Origin of the sequence: Spirosoma sp. KNUC1025 (assembly GCF_045160025.1) — a bacterium.
In the GTDB taxonomy this organism is placed as follows: domain Bacteria; phylum Bacteroidota; class Bacteroidia; order Cytophagales; family Spirosomataceae; genus Spirosoma.
Genome location: NZ_CP087139.1, coordinates 2,765,084 through 2,786,190 on the forward strand (window position 1 = coordinate 2,765,084; position 21,107 = coordinate 2,786,190).

18 protein-coding genes are annotated in these 21,107 nt (G+C 48.9%); 9 read left to right on the top strand and 9 right to left on the bottom strand.

Annotated elements, in window-relative coordinates; all coding sequences use genetic code 11:
• Positions 1 to 101: 101 nt before the first annotated feature.
• The 7 genes from LN737_RS11975 to nusB form a co-directional block, all read right to left on the bottom strand.
• The gene (locus tag LN737_RS11975; protein ID WP_405519104.1) at positions 102 to 677 is read right to left on the bottom strand and encodes a DUF4136 domain-containing protein; all 576 of its coding nucleotides are present in this window, start codon (positions 675 to 677) and stop codon (positions 102 to 104) included.
• Between the two features lie 162 nt (positions 678 to 839).
• Positions 840 to 1,448 (bottom strand): dephospho-CoA kinase, encoded by a 609-nt coding sequence (gene coaE, locus LN737_RS11980; RefSeq protein WP_405519106.1) that lies wholly within the window; start codon positions 1,446 to 1,448, stop codon positions 840 to 842.
• 61 nt (positions 1,449 to 1,509) lie between these two features.
• Positions 1,510 to 2,223, bottom strand: a complete 714-nt coding sequence (locus LN737_RS11985) for a hypothetical protein (protein ID WP_405519108.1) — start codon at positions 2,221 to 2,223, stop codon at positions 1,510 to 1,512.
• 7 nt (positions 2,224 to 2,230) lie between these two features.
• Positions 2,231 to 2,548 (bottom strand): preprotein translocase subunit YajC, encoded by a 318-nt coding sequence (gene yajC / locus LN737_RS11990; RefSeq protein ID WP_405519110.1) that lies wholly within the window; start codon positions 2,546 to 2,548, stop codon positions 2,231 to 2,233.
• 100 nt (positions 2,549 to 2,648) lie between these two features.
• Positions 2,649 to 3,101, bottom strand: a complete 453-nt coding sequence (locus LN737_RS11995) for a DUF1573 domain-containing protein (protein WP_405519112.1) — start codon at positions 3,099 to 3,101, stop codon at positions 2,649 to 2,651.
• A gap of 102 nt (positions 3,102 to 3,203) precedes the next feature.
• Entirely contained in the window at positions 3,204 to 3,506 is a 303-nt protein-coding gene (locus LN737_RS12000; protein ID WP_405519114.1) for a YtxH domain-containing protein, read from the bottom strand.
• 87 nt (positions 3,507 to 3,593) lie between these two features.
• Positions 3,594 to 4,730: a transcription antitermination factor NusB gene (nusB, locus tag LN737_RS12005; protein ID WP_405519116.1), complete on the bottom strand. Its 1,137-nt coding sequence runs from the start codon at positions 4,728 to 4,730 to the stop codon at positions 3,594 to 3,596.
• A 301-nt stretch (positions 4,731 to 5,031) separates the two neighbouring features.
• Here nusB and LN737_RS12010 point away from each other — a divergent pair, with 301 nt between their 5' ends.
• The 7 genes from LN737_RS12010 to LN737_RS12040 all read left to right on the top strand — a co-directional run bounded on the left by LN737_RS12010 (position 5,032) and on the right by LN737_RS12040 (position 17,411).
• Complete coding sequence (locus LN737_RS12010; RefSeq protein ID WP_405520386.1) at positions 5,032 to 6,813, top strand: ABC transporter ATP-binding protein; 1,782 nt, start codon at positions 5,032 to 5,034, stop codon at positions 6,811 to 6,813.
• Positions 6,814 to 6,932: 119 nt separating this feature from the next.
• The gene (locus LN737_RS12015) at positions 6,933 to 8,867 is read left to right on the top strand and encodes a histidinol-phosphatase (RefSeq protein ID WP_405519118.1); all 1,935 of its coding nucleotides are present in this window, start codon (positions 6,933 to 6,935) and stop codon (positions 8,865 to 8,867) included.
• 303 nt (positions 8,868 to 9,170) lie between these two features.
• On the top strand, positions 9,171 to 12,347 hold the full coding sequence (locus tag LN737_RS12020) for a SusC/RagA family TonB-linked outer membrane protein (protein ID WP_405519120.1): 3,177 nt from the start codon (positions 9,171 to 9,173) through the stop codon (positions 12,345 to 12,347).
• A 19-nt stretch (positions 12,348 to 12,366) separates the two neighbouring features.
• The gene (locus LN737_RS12025) at positions 12,367 to 13,920 is read left to right on the top strand and encodes a SusD/RagB family nutrient-binding outer membrane lipoprotein (RefSeq protein ID WP_405519122.1); all 1,554 of its coding nucleotides are present in this window, start codon (positions 12,367 to 12,369) and stop codon (positions 13,918 to 13,920) included.
• Between the two features lie 106 nt (positions 13,921 to 14,026).
• Positions 14,027 to 15,295 carry a VCBS repeat-containing protein gene (locus LN737_RS12030; protein ID WP_405519123.1) on the top strand — a complete coding sequence of 423 codons (1,269 nt, stop codon included), beginning with the start codon at positions 14,027 to 14,029 and terminating at the stop codon, positions 15,293 to 15,295.
• Positions 15,286 to 16,146, top strand: coding sequence for an ASPIC/UnbV domain-containing protein (locus LN737_RS12035; protein ID WP_405519124.1), 861 nt, complete (start codon positions 15,286 to 15,288; stop codon positions 16,144 to 16,146). Before LN737_RS12030 ends, LN737_RS12035 begins: the two co-directional genes overlap by 10 nt.
• Positions 16,147 to 16,163: 17 nt before the next feature.
• Entirely contained in the window at positions 16,164 to 17,411 is a 1,248-nt protein-coding gene (locus LN737_RS12040; RefSeq protein ID WP_405519126.1) for a VCBS repeat-containing protein, read from the top strand.
• Positions 17,412 to 17,470: 59 nt separating this feature from the next.
• Here the strand turns inward: LN737_RS12040 and LN737_RS12045 are convergent, their stop codons facing one another.
• A complete protein-coding gene (locus LN737_RS12045) occupies positions 17,471 to 18,064 on the bottom strand; it encodes a hypothetical protein (RefSeq protein WP_405519128.1) in 594 nt (197 codons plus the stop codon).
• A 241-nt stretch (positions 18,065 to 18,305) separates the two neighbouring features.
• On the opposite strand from LN737_RS12045, the gene LN737_RS12050 reads away from it, so the two are divergent.
• Entirely contained in the window at positions 18,306 to 18,512 is a 207-nt protein-coding gene (locus LN737_RS12050; RefSeq protein ID WP_405519130.1) for a DUF4287 domain-containing protein, read from the top strand.
• Positions 18,513 to 18,571: 59 nt separating this feature from the next.
• Positions 18,572 to 19,660: a winged helix DNA-binding domain-containing protein gene (locus LN737_RS12055; RefSeq protein WP_405519132.1), complete on the top strand. Its 1,089-nt coding sequence runs from the start codon at positions 18,572 to 18,574 to the stop codon at positions 19,658 to 19,660.
• Between the two features lie 95 nt (positions 19,661 to 19,755).
• Here the strand turns inward: LN737_RS12055 and LN737_RS12060 are convergent, their stop codons facing one another.
• Complete coding sequence (locus LN737_RS12060) at positions 19,756 to 21,090, bottom strand: hypothetical protein (protein ID WP_405519134.1); 1,335 nt, start codon at positions 21,088 to 21,090, stop codon at positions 19,756 to 19,758.
• Between the last annotated feature and the right edge of the window lie 17 nt (positions 21,091 to 21,107).

Sequence of the window (21,107 nt, forward strand, 5' to 3'; positions counted from 1 at the left end):
AGGCTTAGTGCTTTCGGGATGTTTTATTTTGGTCTGATACGTACTACATATAAGACATACGTATTACTATGAGGTTGCTAATAGCCAAATAGGCAAGTAAGTTAACTAGTTCGCTCAGGAAATTTAGAGACGATACGTTCGGCTTCTTTCTTCAACTGGGCTGTAATTCGAGTTGGGTCAGCAACGGCATTTTCGACAGCGCCCCGCCAGACTAGCTTGTGTGTACGGGCATCGACCATATCGACAACCAGCGTTCCGGCTTTATACTGCTCCTGGGTGTATTGATTACCACCCCAGCCCCACCAGCCGGGGCCCCATCCTCGGTAACCCCAACGGCCCCAACCAAGATACGGACCGTACAAAGGCGTCGTTGGATTGGCAACGGTTCGGGTTTTATTTTCAACAAAGAAGTGGTAACCCACCAGCAGGTCCGGGTTCGACTCATTCTGTGTCAAGCCCTTTTCCTGCAACACATTAGCCATTGTATTTTCGACTCCCTGAGTGGCTAGCTGATTGTAATAAACCGGATTTTGTCCAGCCTTTACGTCCGAATCCATCCAGGTAAATGTTTTGTATTTACTGAAATCTGCCCGGTTATTGCTGTCGACCGTTACTCGCGGAGAACAGCCATACGTTACGGCGGCCATCAGGCCAACCATCATTAATATGCGTTTCATAACGTTATTGTTGTTTATGTTTCCTGGGTAAACGGATGGTTAAACCAGAAGGTTTTTGAGAATAACGTAACGGGGCAGCGGGCAATTGGCGGCTCATGCTAGCAATACAGAGAGGGGAAATGGCTTTTTCAGTTGCCAGAGCCAGCGCTGGCAAACAGATACTTAATTGGCTGAGTCGCGCAAAAATTCGTCGTGCAGTCGGATAACTTGTGGGAGTACTAACTGGCTTTCGTCGTTATCGACAACGTAATCAGCAATCTGAACTCGTTCATCATCGCTCACCTGCCGATTGATGATATTTCGAATTTCTTCGATAGAGCGGTGCGGGTCACGTTTTCGAATCCGCTCAATTCGTATATCGATGGGCGCTCTGACGACGATGACCTTGTCCAGCGAATTTTTGTCGCCTGCCGCCCGCATAAGGGCCGCTTCCTTCACTACGTAGGGCTTGTCGGCATGTTCATTGACCCAGGCATCTGTATCGCTCATAACACGAGGGTGTATGACGCCATTAAGCTGCCCCAGTAAGGCCGGGCTGGTAAATACCTGCGATGCTACCCAGGAACGGTTATAATGCCCGGTCGCATCGTATGCATTTGGCCCCAGAACCCGAACGATATCGGCTTTCAGGATAGGATCATGCTCGGTGAGCCACTTTGCCCGCTCATCGGCTTCGTAAATTGGAATCCCCAACGCCTGAAAAATCTGACAGACAATGCTTTTGCCCGCGCCAATACCGCCCGTCACACCGATTTGCAGAGGATGCTTCATAAAGAGCGAAAGAGGAAATGAGCGAATGTGTGAAAACAGGAGTAATATATTCGTTGCTGGTTCACTTTTTGGCTTTTTCGCTATTAGCCGGTGTCGACAACAATTCGCCGACTTCAAAACTTACCGCTACCCGGTCCGTGCTGGTGCGTAGAAGAGGATGGCGCAATTGGTTCAGCGGCAATTCTTCATCGTAGTTATCAGAAATCCGTTTTCGCGGAATCTTTACAATAACCGTATCCGGAAGCCCCCGCACCAGCTTGGCCGGACCTTCTACCTGAATAGTCCGGGGTGTCAGGTTGATAACACTGGATACTACGTAAGGAGGCACCATGTTGATATGCAGACTGTCGGCAACCAACCGGATGGTTTTGGTAAGTCGACGATCAAAATGAATATCGAGCGTATCAGCAACTATATAATTTACGTGCAGTTTTTTAACGTGTTCGGTCAGTGTTGCCGCCAGCGAAGCCGTGTTGATGACCGACGTTTGCAGGGGCTGTTTCACGACGTAGTTGACAGGTTCAACGCGGAAGGGCAGCCAGGAGTGACGAAGCAAGCCCCAGCCATCGCTCGATACGTTGACACGCACATTACGCGGTAGGGGTGAGGTTGGAACGTACAGCGAATCGTTGTAAACAAATCGGATAGGATACTCAACGTTAAGCGTATAACCGGGTTTGTTGAGCGCGCTTAACAACCAGAACAGCGCAGCTGCTCCCAGGCAAAGCAGCGCTTTGGTCGGTTGAAATGATTTGAGATCCTGAGTGGTGTTCACACGTTAATTATTTCTCGGCCTCGGTTGGTTTAACGGTTGCTTCACGTGAGATCGATGTTTTTTCAAAAACCATTTTAACGCCACGGTCCACTTCAAGGGTAACGGTAGTACCTTCTACTGACGCAATTTTACCGTGTAATCCGCCGATGGTTACGACGTTATCACCCTTTTTCAGGTTATCGACAAAGCTTTTCTGATCCTTCTGCTTTTTCTGCTGCGGCCGGATCATGAAAAAGTAAAAAATACCGATAATACCTACCCACAACAACACATTATAAATCATGGATGTGTTGCCGGCTGGAGCTTGTAGAAGAATGGAATGCATACGATTGGGTTTGTTTTTCGGTTTATGGTTCATAGTTTGCAGTACCTGGGTTGCCGTAGCCTAACTAGACCGCAAACCGAATACTGCAAACCGTAACCGGCTAGGATGTCTTTGCTGAATCGGATTTTGGATTGACCATCGCCTTGAACTGCAGGTCAGTTGTAGCCGGTTCAGTATTGGCAAAAATGGTAATCGTTTTATTTTGCTCACCGCTTTTGCCCCGGCTGTTGAAACGAACACGTACCGACGATTTGGCCCCCGGCGCTACCGGTTCATGTGGCCAGTCGGGCGTAGTACAGCCGCAGGAAGCCGTTATGTTGTTAATAATCAACGGAAATTCGCCCGTATTGGTAAAGGCAAACACGTGCTCAACCGTATCGCCCTCCGTAAGCGTACCAAAATCGTAAATTCCTTTCTCGGCAAACGTAATAACGGGTCGCTTTGCCGTTGCCGTCGCTTTGGCCGCTTCGCCCTGCTTCCGATTGTCGCAGCTGAATTGCCCTAAACTAATAGCTGTTAACGTGGCTGCAAACAGCCAATTTCTGAGATGCATTACTGGTTTGTAGTATAGGGTTTACAGGTTACGATGCAGACGTTTGCTTCATTTTGGCAAAGCAGCGAGCTGACTACCGCAGCCAGTAAACCAACGATTGTATTACGTGTTCTGCTGCTTAATTTGAGCCATCAGTCGGTCTACATCCTCCAGGAGTTTTTCTGCTTTTTCGCGAGCATCGTTCACAACGCGCTGCCCTTCATTTTTCGATGAGTTTTCGGGCTGATCCGCAGAATTTCCTAATTCTTCCAGCAACTGATTAATCTGCTCTCTGTATTTCGACAATCGGAACGAAAGCCGGTCACGGGTAATTTTGCCTTTATCAGGGGCATACAACAGTCCAAACGCGGAACCGACAGCGATGCCGGTCAGCAAAAACGTTAAATCACGTCCAAGTCTGCTCATTTTTTTAAGTGCTAAAGTTACAGAGCTACAGTGTTGTAGAATGAAAAGGCTAACTGTATTTCCTTACAACTCTACGACTTTATAACTCTATTTATTGTCCAACAATCCACGCCCGCTCTTCCGCAGACGTCCGGAAGCCTGAAGCTTTTCGGAAAGATTATCTAAAATACCGTTGACAAATTTACCGCTTTTGGGCGTACTGTACGCTTTTGCCAACTCGATATATTCATTAATCGTTACTTTCACCGGAATGTTTGGGAAGTTTAAAAGTTCGCAAACGGCCAGGGTTAGAATGATTTTATCCAGAAAAGCTACCCGCTCAACATCCCAGTTCTGAAGCTGATCGGCCAGAAGCTGCTCATATTCGGCGTGGTTATCGAGCGCTTTTTCGAATAACGTATTCAGAAAAAGCTCATCTTCCTCCCAATCGTCGGTTAACGGCTCAAGCTGCAAACCTGATGGCCCCTGCGCCGACTTAAGCGTTCGGATAGCCAGACCCCGCACCACTTCACTGTTTTCCGTCCAGCTCAGATCAATTTCGGCTAAATGATCGCGGATGGTGTCGTGTTTAAAAATCAGTGTACGTAATATATATTGAGCCAGTGCCTGATCCTCATCGGCCGTATGAGTTTGCTGAGCGCAATAAGCACGGTACGTATCATCCGTTTTCAGGACTTCACGCAGGGCTTTCCGGACAAAGCTAATGTCTTCAGTCCACGAAATATTATGCCGAAGAACTTCATTCCGTAAGGGCTGATTGTCAGCCAGCGCTTTTACGACGCTGTTATCGTTCAGATCCGACTCAAACGGAAAAGGGGCTTCATCGGGATCGCGATATTGTCGTTCGCGGTCGACGCGCGCTGCGTGGCCAAGCTCAATGAGTAATGTTAAAACCCGCAGATAATCGTCGTAAATGCCATTGACCTGCTTGATCATCATTTGAGCGAGGTGCTGACGATCTTTTTTGAAGCGACTCTGGTAGAAAATAAAACCATCGTTGGCCGCTTTGAGCACCTGCCGTGGTGCATCGTCATCGTGAGCGGGCTGATTGGTTTTAATGGCTTCCTCAAAAAGCAGGCCTGCCAGCTTTCGATAGCCCTCCAACTGCCGCTTGTTCTGCGGTTCCATCGAATTTAGATCGGGCTGGAAGAGGTCATTGATGCCGTCGAGGGCCATTTGTTGATTTGAAAATTCGGCCTGCCGAAGCGCATATAACGCCTGCATGACCTTTATTCTAAGTAGTCGCCTGTTGAGCATCCGCCTGAATCTAAAAGCTACCGATATGAAAAAGAACTGTCTGAATATAGGGCAAAAATACGGCTTTTTTAGGCAAGGTGCAAGGAGCGGGGGCGGGGATGGCAGGGATAGCAGGGTGCGTCTCGAGAAATCATTCTTCTTATTCATCCCTGCTGCACCCCTCACCCTGCCCCATACTCCCTGCACCTCGCTCCTTGCCCCACGCCCCCGCCCCTTTGCAACTTTTCGGACTTACCTGCCGTTACGAAAAAAAGCTGTTTGGCCTACTGTGAAAGCTCTGTCCTACCTCAATAAATATCTAGTAAAGTATAAGTGGTACCTGATTCTGGGGACGGTTTTTACGGCCATCTCCAATCTGTTCGGTATTTTTCCGGCACAGTTGGTCCGGTACGCGCTCGATCTGGTGCGCGAAACGCTGGATGTGTATTACCTCTACGATAAATCGCCCCTGCAAACTGATCTGTACAGCGTCTTTTCAGTCAGTATCCTGCTGTTCGGTGTGTTGACGCTTATTATGGCGCTGCTAAAAGGGTTTTTCCTGTTTCTGGTACGTCAGACGCTGATCGTGATGTCGCGACACGTTGAATACGATCTGAAAAATGAGATTTACGACCACTACCAGACACTGCCGCTTAGTTTCTACCGCCAGCATAATACCGGCGATTTAATGGCCCGCATTTCGGAAGATGTAAGCAAAGTCAGAATGTACGTAGGACCAAGCATCATGTACGGTCTGAACCTGATCGTGCTGTTCATCCTGGTCATTAGTTATATGGTCAGTATCAACGCCCGGCTGTCGTTGTACGTATTATTGCCCTTGCCGATTCTATCGGTAGCCATTTACCTGGTCAACAACATTATTATTCGCCGGTCGGAAGAAATACAACGGAGTTTGTCGCGCTTGTCGACGTATGTTCAGGAAGCATTTTCGGGCATACGCGTCCTGAAGGCGTACGTTCAGGAGAAGAATTCGGCGGCTAAATTCGAGGTTGAAAGTGATGAGTATCGGGAAAAATCGCTGAGCCTGACACGGGTCGATTCGCTGTTTTTTCCAATTGTAGCCATCCTTGTTGGTTTAAGCAACGTACTGGTCATTTACGTAGGTGGGCAGGAAATTATCGCGGGTCGACTGACACCGGGTAATATCACCGAGTTCATTCTATACGTGAACATGCTGACCTGGCCGGTTATGGCCCTCGGCTGGACAACGAGCCAGACACAACGGGCAGCAGCCTCGCAGCAACGTATCAACGAATTCCTGCGGGTTAAAACTGACCTTGTGTCGCAGAAAAATATTGAACGTACCATCAAGGGCGACATTGAATTCAAAAACGTTCGGTTCGTTTATCCGGATTCCGGAATCATTGCCATCAAAGACTTCTCGATGCGGGTTCGGGCTGGCGAAACCGTTGCGATTCTGGGAACAACCGGTTCTGGAAAAAGTACGCTGGCCAATCTGTTGACCCGGATGTACGACGTAACGTTTGGCGAGATTCTGATCGATGGTCTACCAATCAAGGATTATAATCTGGCTTCCTTAAGGGGGCAGATGGGCTATGTACCGCAGGATGTGTTTCTGTTTTCGGAAACGATCAGCAATAATGTTCGCTTCGGAAAACCTGACCTGCCGCAGGATCGGGTAGAGCAGGCGCTACGGGATGCCGACCTGTATCAGAACGTACTTGGCTTCCCCGAACAGTTCGACACCCGCGTTGGTGAGCGGGGCGTTACGTTATCGGGCGGGCAAAAGCAGCGTCTGAGTATTGCCCGCGCCATAGCCCGCGATCCGAAGGTGTTGATTCTGGATGATTGCCTCTCGGCCGTAGACACGAACACTGAAAATATTATTCTGAACAATCTCCAGCGAATTATGGCGGATCGTACGTCGGTCGTGATCTCGCACCGTGTTTCATCGGCAAAGCTGGCTGATTACATCATCATGCTTGATGAGGGCGAAATTGTTGAGCAGGGTACCCACGAAGACCTGCTGGCGCTGAACGGCGCTTATCGTGAACTCTACGAGAAGCAGTTACAGACCGAAGAAGTGTAATCGTTTCTGGAAACAATTTCTGGCTGAATTGCATGAGCCGATACGTTGTACTCTTCTGCTTCAGTACACAGTAAACGGCAAACGGATTTTTCTTCTGAGTGAAAGGCCCCTCTCGCTCAATGAAACGTAACGTCTGCTTTATCGTGCTTCTGACCTGTTTTTTAACTTCTGAAACTCAGGCGCAAAACTGGTATAAAGGCAATCTGCATACGCACTCCCTCTGGAGCGACGGCGACGACTATCCCGAAATGATTATGGATTGGTACAAAGCCAACGGATATCAGTTTGTTGGTTTGTCGGACCATAACGTTTTACAGGACGTTGATAGATGGATCAACGTACCTCATCAGAAAGATCGACGACGGACGTTTGACCGCTACCTGCGCACCTTTGGCCCCGACTGGGTAACGTACCAAAAAGGGCCAAATGACTCACTCAAGGTTCGGCTCAAAAAACTGGACGAATACCGGACTTATTTCGAAGAACCGGGCAAATTTCTGATCATTAAAAGCGAGGAAGTTTCAACCGGCTATTCAGGGAAGCCAATTCATATCAACGTAACGAATGTTCAGAAGCTGATTCGCCCCCAGCCAGGTAACAGTGTGGCCGAGGTGATGCAGAACAACATCGATCTGGTTGTGGCCCAACGACGGCAGACAGGCCAGCCCATGTTTCCGCATATCAATCACCCCAATTTTTACTACGCGGTTAAAGCCGAAGATATGATGCAACTGCGCTATGAGCGGTTTTTTGAGGTATTCAACGGCCATCCGCTCGTCAATAACTACGGCGACAGCACCCGCGAAGGTACCGAATCAATGTGGGACAAGATCAACCTGCATTTTCTTCAGCAGGGTCGCCCGCTGATGTATGGCCTGGGTACGGATGATAGTCACCATTATTATTTTTTCGGGCCCACGTTTAGCAATTCAGGCCGGGCGTGGGTTATGGTCAACGCGGTTGAGCTAACGCCTGTGGCCTTAATCGAAGCCATGGAAGCCGGACGGTTTTATGCCACTACGGGCGTTATGTTGAAACAACTGCCTCAGCTCGGAAAAACGCTGACGGTACGTATCAAAACAGAACCGGGAGTAAAGTATACGATTCAGTTTTTCGGCGTTCGAAAAGGACGGCAACAGGCTGAACTGATTCGGGAAGTGGCCGATACGGCGGCTTCATATACTCTAACCGATGATGTCTGGTTTGCCCGTGCCAAAATTGTTTCGAATAAAGTCAAGTACAATCCGTTTATGCCGGGCGATGTAGAAACGGCCTGGACTCAGCCGATAGCTTCACCGCTGGTACCTCAGCCACGTGCGGATGTCGTAGCGTTACGGAACGCCCATGCTCACAACGACTATGAGCAGTCGAGGCCGCTTTGGGATGCACTCGATCATGGATTCACCAGCGTTGAGGCCGATGTGCATTTGATGGGCGATACCTTATATGTGGCTCATAATCGACCAACCCTCAGAAATTCGGCGGCTACGCTGGAAAACCTGTATCTGAAACCATTGGCCGAACGCATACGCCAACAGAAAGGACAGGTGCTAGCTGGGTACACTGGGCCGTTTTATCTGATGATTGACGCCAAAACCCAGGCGGACAGTACGTATCAGGCGATTGATAAACTCCTGCAGCGTTACCGTTCTCTTTTGAACCTGGGCAATCAAAAGCAGCCGGGAGCCGTAACCGTCGTGTTATCAGGAAATCGACCTGTGCAGACGCTGGTTAAAAGTAAGGGACGCTTGGTGGCACTGGATGGCCGACCCGACGATATTGGTAAAGGTTACACGCCAGCGATGATGCCAATCATCAGCGATAATTATACGAATCAGCTTGGCTGGCGGGGGCAGGGCGACATACCCGATGATCAGTTTCAGAAACTGCGTCAGCTAGCAGAGCGCGTACATCGCGAGAATAAAAAACTACGGCTCTGGAACAGTCCCGAAGATCCTGTAGTGTGGGCAAAACTTCGTGAAGCAGGTGTGGATTATCTTAATACTGACCAATTGGAATTGGTACGCGATTTTCTTTTAAAATCGGGCAACTAGGTAACATAGTTTACTGCGGTAAACAGCGCATATATAGCATCTCCGCGTGATTTTGGTTCTGACTCATTAAGTCTATCATTTTCGGTCTGTCGTACTCTTAGGTATACCTACACATAACAGGCATTTATACTTATACACATCAAACATTGGATTTGTTGATTATTTGGCTTAAACCACTTTTTAATTTAATTTAAAATTAAGGTCTATATAAGCTAAATATTAACGAAAAATTCTGCACATTTCGGGTTCAGAGTCATATTCTTCGTTCAAGTTAGTAATTCACTTTATTTTTGACCTACACTTATGCTTAAACACGTACTTTGTTGTATTTTGACGGTATTAGCTGTTTCCGGCCCTTTGTGGGCACAGGACCGGCAGATAACCGGCACGCTGCGCGATGAGCAGGCCCAGGCAATAACCGGGGCAAACGTGGTTATCAAGGGTACCACACGGGGTACCACGACTGATGCAACGGGTGATTTTCGATTGTCAGTTCCAGGCGGGAGCGTAACACTGACAATCTCGTCGGTAGGCTACACATCAAAAGATGTTACCATTTCACCGGGTCAGTCGCAGATTAATGTAAGTTTGGCTACTGATGATCGGCAACTGGGTGAAGTAGTTGTAACGGCATTAGGTATCAAACGGGAAGCCAAAGCGCTGAGCTACGCAACCCAAACGATTAAACCAGCCCAGATTAATGAGGTTCGCGACGGGAACGTACTGAATACCTTACAGGGTAAAATTGCTGGTGCGTATATTACGCAGGGCTCGGGCGGACCGGGAACTGGCTCACGGATTGTTCTGCGGGGTAACCGCTCCATTCAGGGTACCAACAATGCCCTGATGGTAGTGGACGGTGTTCCGATCAACAACAGTACGTTCGGGCAGGCTACGAGCGATTTCGGTAGCGTAGCTAACTCCGATGGGGCTTCGAACATCAACCCCGATGATATTGAGAACGTAACGGTGCTGCGTGGTGCGTCGGCTGCCGCGTTGTATGGTAGCCAGGCTGCCAACGGCGTTATTCTGATCACCACAAAGCGGGGGAAAACGGGTCGCGTATCGGTTGATATCAACTCTGGTGTTTCGGTCGATAAACCGTTTGCTCTGCCAATGGTGCAGAACCAGTATGGACAGGGTGTTGGCGGTAAACTGGACCCGGCCGTTGGTGCTAGCTGGGGAGCGGCAATGACAGGCCAATCCTATACTAATTACCTCGGTAATGCGTCTACCTATTCGGCTCAGCCCAACAACATCCGTGATTTTTTCCGGTCGGCTGTCAGCTTTAACAACTCGATTGGTGTTACGGGTGGTTCAGAGCGGTCGCAAACGTATCTGTCGTATACCAACAATACGTTGCAGGGAACCGTACCGGGTAATGATTTAACCCGCCATACCATCAACCTGCGGTTGTCCAATCAGATCAGTTCGAAATTATCGACCGATGCGAAAATAACCTACATCAACCAGTCGGTCATTAACAAGCCACGGACGGGTGAAGAAAACGCGCCGGTAATCGATTTGTATCAGATTCCCCGTAACGTTAGTTTGAGCGATGCCCAGCAGTATGCCGTTCCCAATTCATTTGGGCAGCCAACGCCGACAGCCTGGCCATCGACGCTGACGTCTATTTACCAAAACCCGTACTGGGTTGTGAATCAGACGGCTATCAATCAGTACCGCGACCGAATCATCGGGTTTGTTCTGGCAAAATATCAGTTAACGGATTTTCTGAGCATTCAGGGCCGGGCTAACCTCGATAAATACTTCGATAAAAACGAAGAAAGCTATTCGCAGGGTACCATTTTATGGGCTAATCAGGCAGGGGGTAAATTTTCTCGGAACAACATCGTAAATACCCAAAGCTGGTATGACCTGTTGATCGAAGGAAAAAATAAACTCGGTAGTGATTTCACCCTGGATTATCAGGCGGGTGCCATCATTCAGGATACACGCTATCAGTCAACCAACGCATTGGCCGATGGCTTGAACGTACCAAACCGGTTTAACCTGAATTTTGGTACGAACCAGAGCCTGACCGATGATTTTTCGCGGGTTCAGACTCAATCCTTATTCGGCCAGGCATCGCTGGCCTGGCGGGACGCTATTTTCGTGAATGCCAGTCTGCGTAACGACTGGTCGTCTACCTTACCCAAACCGTACTCCTTCCAGTACCCATCGGTGGGTGCTTCGGTAGTTCTGTCAGATCTGCTGAAAATGTCGGGAGCGCTTTCGTTCCTGAAAATCAACGGGTCTTACGCGCAGGTAGGTAACGGTGCTAGTCCCTATCTTTTGCAGACGAGCTACTCTTATGCACAGGGTGCTGGTTCCGGGTTTATCAGCCGGGATGGTACGCAGGCTATTGGTAACCTGAAGCCTGAGATTACGAAAAGCCTTGAGTTTGGTATTGATGCACGTTTCCTGAGCAACCGCCTTGGTGCATCGATTACAGCCTACAAAACCAACTCGATCAACCAGTTGCTCAAATTAGGACTGGCGCCAGCTTCTGGATTTAGAGATCAGTACATCAATGCGGGCGACATCCGCAACATGGGTCTTGAAGTGGTCATCAACGGAACGGCCATCAAGACGGATCGTTTTACCTGGGACCTGACGCTGAACATGGGCTTGAACCGGAACAAGATCATCAGCCTGTCGCCTGATATCAAAACTGCCTTTTTATCGGGTGGATATGGCCGTTCGGCATCGCCAATTGTGCAGGAAGGCGGCTCATACGGTGATCTGGTGGCCTACCGCTGGCTGAGAGATGCATCCGGAAATTACGTCGTTTCGTCGCAGTCGAGTAGTGCTACGGTGACTGATGCCTCGGTTACTTCAACCGGATTGCCCGTTGCCACGAAAGATCAGGAATACCTCGGCAATTTTAACCCCAAAATGCTGCTGGGCTTCACCAATACGTTCACCTTCGGCGGTTTATCGGTCCGTGTGCTGGTCGATGGTCGGGTAGGAGGTATTGCCGTATCGGGTACCGAAATGAACCTGGCATTCAGCGGTATTCCGGAAGTAACGGCTCAAAAGCGTGAGGGAGGCTGGGTGCTGCCGGCTGTTACGGCGGGCGTTGCGGGTTCTGACGGATCAATTGTGGGCGGAGGCAAAGCCAATACAACGGCTATTACTGCCGAGCAATTCTGGCAGACCGTATCCGGCAAACGGTATGGCTGGGGTGAATTCTTTGCCTACGACGCCACCAACTTCCGGGTGCGTGAACTGTCGGTAGGATACCGGATTCCGGTGCCATCGAACTTCTTCATCAAGTCGGCCCAGTTATCGTTTGTGGCTCGTAACCTCTTCTGGCTCTACCGCGGTAAATCCCTGCTGGATATTCCCGGAATTGGCAAACGTACGATGTGGTTTGATCCCGACGTTAACATCAGTAACGGCAACTTCCAGGGCGTAGAATACGGCACTTTGCCATCGAACCGGAGCCTTGGTGTCAACCTGAAACTTTCTTTTTAACTCGTAACTATCCTGAAGTATGAATTCATATAAAAAGCTATTAAGGCAGACTATTGTAGCGGCTGGATTGGCGGCTCCTTTATTCTGGGCGGTTGGCTGTACCAAGAATTTCGACGAAATCAATACCAATAAAACCAAGATCACGATTATTGGTGCGGGCGAAATTCCGTATCTGTTTTCGAAAGCACAGTCGGCGGCTACGCTCCCCGGTGGCAACTATCAGGTTGGGCAGAATCTGTTTTCTGATCAGTATGCTCAGTATTTTGCCTGTGTCGCTACGTATTTCCCTTCAGATCGGTTTGTGATTCGGATGGACTGGCTGGGTGGTCCCTGGACGGCCATGTACACGGAGGTTGTTCCCCAGTTGAAATCCATTTTATCCAGCACAGATGCAGGTTCGGCTGAGAACGCGCTGGCTAATATCTGGTGGGTATACGCCTTCCACCGCTGGACGGATTACGTTGGGCCTATTCCTTATTTCAAGGCAGGTGATCCGGCTACAGCGGTTGCTTATGATCCTCAGGATAAAATTTATGATGACTTCTTTAAGAGGTTAGCCGCTGCTACCACCATATTGAAGGCAAAAACAGCCGAGAAACCCTACGGCTCGTTCGACCTGATTTATGGCGGGGACGTAAATAAATGGATCAAGTTTGCCAATACACTTCGGCTTCGCCTGGCGTTACGTATCTCGAAAGTTGATCCGGCCCGCGCAAAAACAGAAGCGGAAGCTGCCGTAGCTGGCGGTGTTCTGACAACCAGCCCTGGCGATGACGCGCTGGTGCAACGGAGCACGAAAGGTGGCGATAATAACGGTCTGTCCATCATGTCGGACTGGAACGAGTTTCGGATGAGTGCGGCCATGGAATCGGTGCTGAAAGGCTACGAAGATCCCCGGTTGCCGACCTATTTCCTGCCAGCGGTAAAAACCGGTACGTATGAGGGTTTACGGAATGGCTTAGGTACGACCCAGTTAACGGAGCAAATCAACACGGCCGATTATAATTCGCATACGGGTCAGCGCTGGACCTCAACCGGTTTGGCAACACCACAGAACGTAATGGCCACGGCCGAAGCTTACTTCCTGATGGCAGAAGGTGCCCTGAACGGCTGGAACATGGGCGGAACCGCCAAAGATTTCTATAACAAAGGGATCGCAGCGTCCATGGCGCAATGGGGTGTTACCGATGCAGCAGCCATAACCGCGTATCAGAACAGCACAAAAACGCCGGTAGCGCCAAACGATTACCTGAAATCGGCTCCGCTGAGCAATATCCCGGTAGCCTGGGGAAGCACCGAAGCCATTCAACGCGAACAGATTGGTACGCAGAAATGGTTGGCGATCTTCCCGGATGGTTTTGAAGGCTGGGCAGAATACCGCCGGACTCGGTTCCCGAAACTGTATCCGGTTGTGAATTCCGACAATCCGGATATTCCAGCGGGGGGCGTGTTACGTCGGATTCCGATTCTGCTGGTGGAACAGCAAACGAACGCTGTTGAAGCCAAGAAAGCTGAGGCTCTGATTGGTGGACCCGATAAGGTGACGACGCCACTCTGGTGGGATAAGAATTAAATTTCCTTCTAAACCGCAAAGGCGCAAAGAAAAACGCAGAGAGCGCAGAGATTTCCTCCGCGTTCTCTGCGTTTTTCTTTGCGCCTTTGCGGTTAACTTTTATACTATGAAGCTGCTTACGTTCTGTTTACTGCTGCTGTTGTTTGCGTCCTGCGACAATACAGATACGTTGTTTGAAAAATTGCCATCGTCGCAAACGAACGTAACGTTTAAAAATGCACTTGAAGAAGCCCCTGATTTTAACGTACTGAAATACGGCTATTTCTACAACGGCGGGGGCGTAGCATCGGGTGATTTCAACAACGATGGACTGACGGATTTATACTTTACGGGCAATCTTAATGCAAACAAACTTTACCTGAATCGGACAGAGCCAGAATCCGGGAAAATAGCGTTTGAAGACATCACCGAAAAAGCGGGGGTTGGCGCAGCCGATGGCTGGAATACAGGGGTGTCGGTAGTGGATATCAACGGCGATGGCTGGCTCGATCTGTACGTTTGCCGATCAGCGGCCGTTGATACGCGGCTACGACGTAACCTGCTCTTTATCAACAATAAAAATTTGACATTTTCCGAAAAAGCAGCCGAATATGGACTGGACGATCCGGCCTATTCCACGCAGGCCGCTTTTTTCGATTATGACCGCGACGGCGACCTGGACTGTTTTCTGCTTAACCACTCGGTGCAGGAGTTTGCCGGATTCAGTCGTATGCTTGCCAGTTATAAGCAGCAAACGAACCCCAACTATTCGAGTAAGCTTTACCAAAATCAGAACGGCAAATTTGTCGACGTATCGGCCTCGGCGGGTATGGTTTCCAATGTACTGAGCTTTGGCCTCGCTGTGGCTGTGAGTGATTTCAACAACGATGGCTGGCTCGACCTGTACGTATCAAACGACTACAACGAAAACGATTATCTCTACATCAACCAGCAGGATGGAAAGTTCCGGGAGGTTGTGCGGGAGGCTATGGGCCATACGTCGCTTTATTCGATGGGGTCCGATGCGGCCGATGTCAACAATGATGGCCGAATAGATTTGCTGACGCTCGACATGCTCCCCGAATCCAACGAACGTATCAAGCTGACTTCCGGCGACGATAATTACGATAAATACGACCAGCTGTTACGTGCCGGGTTTCATCACCAGACCATGCGTAATATGCTTCAGCTGAATGTAGGGGACATGGCAGAGGGCGAAGGGCAGGGGGCAAAGGGTAAATTAGCGCCAACCCCTTTACCCTCTGCCCCACGCCCTCTGCCCTCCACCCCGTTTTCTCCGAGGTCGGGCAACTGGCAGGAATTTCAAATACCGACTGGAGTTGGGCCGGGCTTTTTGCCGACTTCGATAACGACGGTTGGAAAGACGTGTTCGTGACCAACGGCTACGCCCGCGACTATACGAATATGGAATTTCTGAAGTTCACGATGGATGAACAGCTGAAATCGCGCTCGACCGGCGCAGCCCCCGATCCGATGGCTGTGATCGCTAAAATGCCCAGCATCAATGAGCCTAATTATATATTTCGGAACACGGGCCATCTCACATTCGATAACAAAACAAAAGCCTGGGGTTTCGATGAGCCAACACAATCGAATGGCGCTCTTTACGCCGATTTAGACAATGATGGCGATCTGGATCTGGTCATTAATAACGTCAATGCCGAAGCGGGCGTTTATGAAAATCATTCCGATAAAAACGAGCAGAATCATTACCTGACTGTTCAGTTGAAAAGTCCAAATCCGGCACAGCAACTGGGGGCGCGGGTGAGTATCTGGTCGGGCGGACATATGCAGGTGCAGGACTTTATGCCGGTACGTGGCTTTCAATCGTCGATGTACGGGCCATTGTTATTTGGTTTGGGAAGCGCTACACAAGTCGATTCCGTTCGGGTGCGATGGGTCGATGGTAAAACGCAACTCGTCCGGCCGGGCCGCAATAATGATCCGGCGCACCGACTGATAATAAGTTATGCTCCAACCACAGAATTTGGATCTGAAACCAACGCAAAACCGTTTTGGCAGGGTGTAAATGGGCCCGGAATAGTACACCGGGAAGACACCGTTAATGACTTCAAGATACAGCCGCTGCTGCCTTACATGCTTTCGCAGACGGGACCTCGTTTTGCCGTTGGCGACATAAACGGCGATAAACTGGACGATGTCTATGTGGGTGGTGGACGTGGGCAGGGGGGCAGGTGCTTGTTCAACGTAATGGTCATCTTTTAGCTTTACCGCAACCGTCTTTGCTGGCAGACCGAACCTGCGAAGATGCCGCTGCGGAGTGGTTCGACGCTGACAATGATGGTGATCTGGATTTGCTCGTAGCTAGTGCCGGATACGAATTGCCCGCCGATGATTCACGGTTACAGTTGCGGCTGTATCTCAATGATGGTAAAGGACGATTAACCAAAGCAACAGCATTTCCTGACGTACGCGTCAGTGCATCCTGCGTTCGGACGGCAGATGTGGACGGCGATGGCGATCAGGACGTATTTGTTGGAGCGCGGGTTGTGCCAGGGCGCTACCCCGAACTGCCAGCAAGTCATTTTCTGCTAAACAATGGCAAGGGCACTTTTGCCGACGTAACGAATGAGCAGCCAATTTTGAAGCAGTTGGGTATGGTTACCGATGCCGCTTTTGCCGACATCAACCACGATAAACGACCCGAATTGATTGTGGCTACGGATTTCGGAGCTATACAGGTTCTGGCTGTTCGTGACGGTAAACTGCAACCGCTTACCAACGTACTGCCTGCTGTTACTGGCTGCTGGAATCGATTGCTGGTTCAGGACTTCGACAACGATGGCGATGCTGACATTATCGTGGCTAATGCGGGGCTGAATAGCCAGATCCATGCAACGGAAAAACACCCTTTGATGCTTTATGGCATCACTAATGCTTCCGGAAGGGTAATACCAGTTATGGTTGATTATGAACGTAATGCAGGAGCCGCTGCGCAACCACACCCTTTCAACGCCCGCGACGAAATGCTCGATCAGGTAGTAACCTTACGTAAGAAATTTACCGATTACACCAGCTACGCCAAGGCAGCCATTACCGATTTATTTGGCCCGGATGAACTGAACAAAGCCCAGAAACTGGAAGCGGCTGATCTGAAGACCGTATTGTTCCGTAACGATGGCAGTGCCGGAAATAGCCATTTTGTTATCCAGCCCCTCCCTGTCGAAGCGCAGATAAGTCCGGCTTATGCGCTGGCCTCTGTTGATGTCAATCACGATAATTTACCTGACCTGATTGTGGGCGGCAACCGAACCTATAATCGGGTGCGGCTGGGAAAAAATGATGCCAACCGGGGACAGTTATTTATGAATACGGGCAAAGGGAATTTTGCCTATGTGCCAATGGCTCAATCGGGACTTATATGGGATGGCGACATTCGCGATCTGGCAATTATAACGGTTTCAGGACGTACTGAGTTACTTGTTGGGGGGGCTGGGCAACCAGTACGGACGTTTGCGTTAGCGAAGTAAAAAAGTGTCAATGATACCCATATCTCCAGGCCATCATTGACACTCAATTCGCTACGTTTCTATTCGGCTGCGTGGGTCATCTGCGTATCCGTTTTGTAGAATAACCGGATCAGCTTGTTAGCCTGGTCGGCCGGATGCGCGTTCTGGTCGTCGATTTCATCAAATACAGCTTTTTTGTCGGGCTGGTCGTAGTACACACTCTCCAGATTTCGGCTGGTAATCAGATGGATGGGTGAATTTGCTTCACGGCTAAAGTAGTACAACATACCGGCATAGGCATTGCCGCCGGTGGCCATCCAGGCGTCAGTTGGTTTGCTATAAATAAACAACCGGTCCTTGTGCTCAACTTTGTACAAATCACCATCGAAGCTTCGGTAATCTACCCCATCCTTACGTTCACCCCATACATCCGACAGTGGGATTTTAGCTTCCGGCGCGTTGGGCTGATCAATTTTCAAGGTTCGCTGAAACATTTCCTGATGCATACGATACCCCGGCTGTCCATTGTCGAAGCCATCGGTTAGCTTGTGTGTTGAGAAGTCGTTGGCCGACAGATAAATACCATTGTCTGGAAAGGCAACAAATGAAGCGGCCTGTTGCGCCAGTACCGATAAGGGCAGGGCAGCAATAGCTGCCAGTACTACAGTTTTCATAACAATTGAACAAATTAGTGAACTAACGAATAAATGAACGATAAGACAGAACGGGATTAATGTATATGCCTGTCGCAGTCCGGTACGTGTGTTCCATGCCTTATTTTACTGCCTTGTTTCGGGAGCAAACTTGTCTGGATGAAATTAGAATGACCTAAGTATTTTGTTAATTAACCGTTAAAACCGTGGGCGAAAGCGCGGACTTCTTTATTTTGTTTCTATAAATTATTCCCCCTAAACCATGTCATTTCAGGCTTACATCGACAACATCAGAGCCAAAACCGGGAAAGGTCCTGATGATTTCAAGCAGCTTGCTGAAGCAAAAGGACTGCTCAAACCCGGAACAAAGGCTGGAGCTATTGTAAGCTGGCTAAAAGAGGATTTCGATCTGGGCCACGGGCATTCAATGGCCATTTACAAGTTTTTTAAAGATACTGGATGGATCTAGCCTGGCTGCCTGGCTCTAACAAGCAGATACTTATAACTAACGGATTATCAGGCTTAGTAATGCCTTACGTACAGGGAGCTATGAGTGCAGAACTAGCAAAGAAGCGATTGATGAATCAGCAATTTGTAGCCGGTCAGTTCCTGTCGGCAACTGAGCTGGTGGGTTGGCTAGGCGCGGTGCAGGCACAGGAGTATGCACAAACCAAATGGGGCCTCGGTTTGCGATTGCCCCATTTATCGGATAAAGACATTGAACAGGAATTTTTGGCAGGAAACATTCTACGGACGCATCTGCTAAGGCCAACCTGGCATTTTGTGACTGCGCAGGACATTCGCTGGTTGTTGAAGCTGACGGCTCCGCGTGTTCACCAGGCCAATGCATTTATGTACCGGAAACTGGAGTTAGACAAGTCAATTTTCAGACGTAGTAACGATATCATTGGTAAAACGCTGGAAGGGCAAAAATTCCTGACCCGCGATGCCATAAATGAGGAGTTAAAAGCGAACGGGCTTGTTGTCCAGGGCGACCGACTGAGCTACGTCATGATGGCGGCCGAACTCGATGGGCTTATTTGCAGCGGCCCACGACAAGGCAATCAATTTACGTATGCGCTATTGGAAGAGCGAATACCGGTTGTCGCATCCCTTAGCCGCGATGAGGCACTGGCTGAACTGGCCAACCGATATTTTACCAGTCGGGGCCCTGCCACACTTCATGATTTTTCAACCTGGTCGGGCCTGACGCTGGCCGATTGCCGAAAAAGCGTTCAGCTAAATAGTGATCGTTTAACAAAGTACGTAATCGATACCGTTGATTTTTATGCTGCCGAAGGAACCTCCTATCCCGCAAATCCCGGCAACGATATGCATTTATTGCCGATGTACGATGAATGGATTATGGGGTATAAGGATAGAAGTGCGACGCTGACGTTTCGAAGCGGTTTGCCGACTATACCACCCTTTCGATTTGGCAACCTGATTATGAGCAATGGGCAAATCATTGGCACCTGGAAACGTACTATCGGCAGCAAATTCATAACAGTCGATGTCGATTTTTTTGTCCCCTTAACCAACCAGCAACGTAACGCCTTTGATCTGGCCATTCAGCGTCTGGAACGGTTTTCCAATCTTCCCGTTCGACATACTTAGCCCGATCTGACGTAATAGACTGTCTGTTTTTATCCCCTACATACAATGAAAATTGGTGCCGACTTTCAGGGTATGTAGGGGCTTATGGAGAAACGTCAAAATGAGTAATTGAGTGATAGAGAAAGTCTGTGCGATTGTAAGGAATTGTATTGTATAGAGAGGCCAATAGACTTCCCACCGTTATAAATAAAATGGCTCCAGCCCGCCTGTACCAAAAAATCCAATCCGCTACGGGCAGCCGTGACAGGCTCTGAATTTTGAACGGCTATTCCCTGGTAACCAGCATTGGCAAAATAAACCTTAACGGGTGCCCAGAAACTTGACGAGATTATTCCATAGCCTATGCCGGTTCCTAAATAAAGTCTGCTATGGTCAAGTGTCCAGTAATGACGCAGAAAAAAATCGGCTTGAATAACAGATGCTTTCTCTTCTGCTTGCCCTTCAAACACAAGCGGCTGATTTTCTAAGGGTGGTGCGAGTTCGTGAACGTCGCCAGACGAATTGGTAAACAAATAAGGGTTAGGGTCGTAGGTGTAAGTTCCTTGCGATTGAATACTATGCTTATACATTATGGTTGAATAGCTTGCCAAAAAGCCCCACGTAGCAGCATTACCGCATTGGCCTTGTTCAAATCCAAAACTGGTTGTAAAAAGTCTGTTTGTTAAGGCCCGACTGCCCTTATCGTCAAGACTGACATAGCCGGCGTGACCTCCGGCAACGCCCATTTTCCATTGATAATGGTCTAATGATGATTTTACATTGCCGGAAGGTGCACCTAATAGTCCTGCCCCAACATTTATAAACCACCGTACTGGCAACAGTTTGTTAGCAGAATAAAGGGTATTCTTAAATAATGACGGATTTTCGCGCTGGATGCACTGATTATAAGCAGAAACCAGCATGACAAACGCTTTTTCGGTAAAACCAGTTGGCCATGGCTGATTTGTGAACTCATTACAATCTCCCAATAATTTAGTGAACACAGCAAGGTGATTTTGATACGTCTCAATATAACGTCGACCTCTTGCCATTTTTTCAGAGGATTCATGTATAAGCTCAACAAAATCTGTCCCTTTTTCCAGAAAAAAGCGATCCTTGCGGAATTGTTTTCGGCGTAAGACAAATAGTGAGGCTGGACCTGAAACCAGCTTTTGCATCAAAATATTTTTCCCATCCAGGACTTTTCGTTCGTAAGCCATCCCCATGGTAACCAGGCCATTAAGCGCAGGAATATCGTAATTGATAGGCTTTGTTGTCCAACTGTTTCTAAATCGAACAAAGCTCTGATCATAATCAGCCCGCACATATCCAGATAGAGTATCCCCTTTGCTAGTAATTAGTTTAGCAGGTAAGAATGACTGAGCATGTGTAATATCACTTAGTGCAATAATAAGCAGTAAACTTACAAGTGTCCTGAAAGAAAATATCATTTATTATTAAGTATAAA